1 protein-coding gene is annotated in these 1499 nt (G+C 63.6%); it reads left to right on the top strand.

Features of this window, described 5'->3' with window-relative positions; genetic code table 11:
• Window positions 1-58: 58 nt before the first annotated feature.
• Window positions 59-1465: an IS30 family transposase gene (locus EWE75_RS24530; protein WP_206364888.1), complete on the top strand. Its 1407-nt coding sequence runs from the start codon at window positions 59-61 to the stop codon at window positions 1463-1465.
• The last annotated feature ends 34 nt before the right edge of the window (window positions 1466-1499 follow it).

Here is a 1499-nt window from a genome sequence, read left to right on the forward strand (position 1 = left end):
CAGGGCAGCCAAGGCGGATTCAACCGGTCGTCGCAACACCCTGAACAAGGAGGTTGCGATGAAGACCCGCAAGCGTGCTTCGGATCGTTGTACGCGCCGGAAGTTGCGTTCGCCTGGACACCCGCCCGGGTGGCAGCGTGAGAACGTCTGCCGTTTCTGGCAAGCGGTAGCTTGTGGAAGATCGAGCGAGGACGCGGCGATGGATGCGGGCGTTTCGGCACCCGTCGGCGCGCGCTGGTTTCGGGGAGCAGGAGGGATGCCGCCAACGCATGTATCGCCATCGGCGAAGCCGACCATAGGGCGTTATCTGACATTTCCCGAGCGTGAGGATATTGCGATCGAAGTCGCCAAGGGCACCGGGATCAACGCCATCGCTCGTAAGCTTGGCCGGTCGCCGAGCACGATCTCGCGCGAGCTGACGCGCAATGCCGCGACGCGAGGCGGTAGCTTCGATTATAGGGCGAGCACTGCGCAATGGCATGCCGACCGGGCGGCTCGGCGGCCGAAGCCGAGCAAGCTGACGATCAACACGGCGCTGCGCGACTATGTGCAGGATCGACTCGCTGGGCAGGTTGCCAACCCTGACGGCGTCGGCTTCAGCGGCCCTGATGTGGTATGGAAGGGACGCCGTGCTGTTTACCGCCAGAGCCGGCGATGGTCGTCGGCATGGAGCCCCGAACAGATCGCGCATCGGCTCCGGCTCGATTTTCCCGAGGATCCGACGATGCGTATCAGCCACGAAGCGATCTACCAGTCCCTGTACATTCAGGGCCGGGGGGCATTGCGACGGGACCTGACCGCCTGTCTCCGCTCGGGTCGAGCCCTTCGCCTGCCTCGCGAGCGGGCTCGTCGACGCGGCAAGTCATTTCTCGCTGAAGCTATCATGATCAGCGAGCGCCCGGCAGAGATCGAAGACCGGGCGGTTCCAGGGCATTGGGAGGGCGATCTCATCCTCGGTCTCGGCAGTTCCGCGATCGGCACGCTCGTCGAACGCACCACACGCTTTACGATGTTGCTGCACCTTCCGCGGATGGAAGGCTATCGACCGGGAGAGACTGTCAAGAACGGGCCACCCCTGGCAGGCCATGGCGCCGAAGCCGTACGCGTGGCGATCGCAAAGTCGATGACGAAGCTCCCCGACACATTGCGCCAGTCGCTCACTTGGGATCAGGGCGCCGAGATGGCCCAGCATGCCAGGCTGCACATCGATACCGGGCTGGATATCTACTTCTGCGATCCGCAAAGTCCCTGGCAGCGCGGCACGAACGAAAATACCAATGGCCTGCTGCGCCAGTACTTCCCAAAAGGGACCGACCTAAGCTGGCACAGCTCGGATGCACTCGAGGCCGTGGCGCACGCCGTCAATACGCGGCCACGCAAAACGCTGGGCTGGAAGACTCCCGCCGAAGCCCTCGACCAACTGCTCGCAAACGTTCATATCGAGGGTGTTGCGACGACCGGTTGAATCCGCCCAATACACGAGCGAGCAGTTCCAGCGG

The organism is Sphingomonas populi (assembly GCF_004208535.1).
Lineage (GTDB): Bacteria > Pseudomonadota > Alphaproteobacteria > Sphingomonadales > Sphingomonadaceae > Sphingomonas > Sphingomonas populi.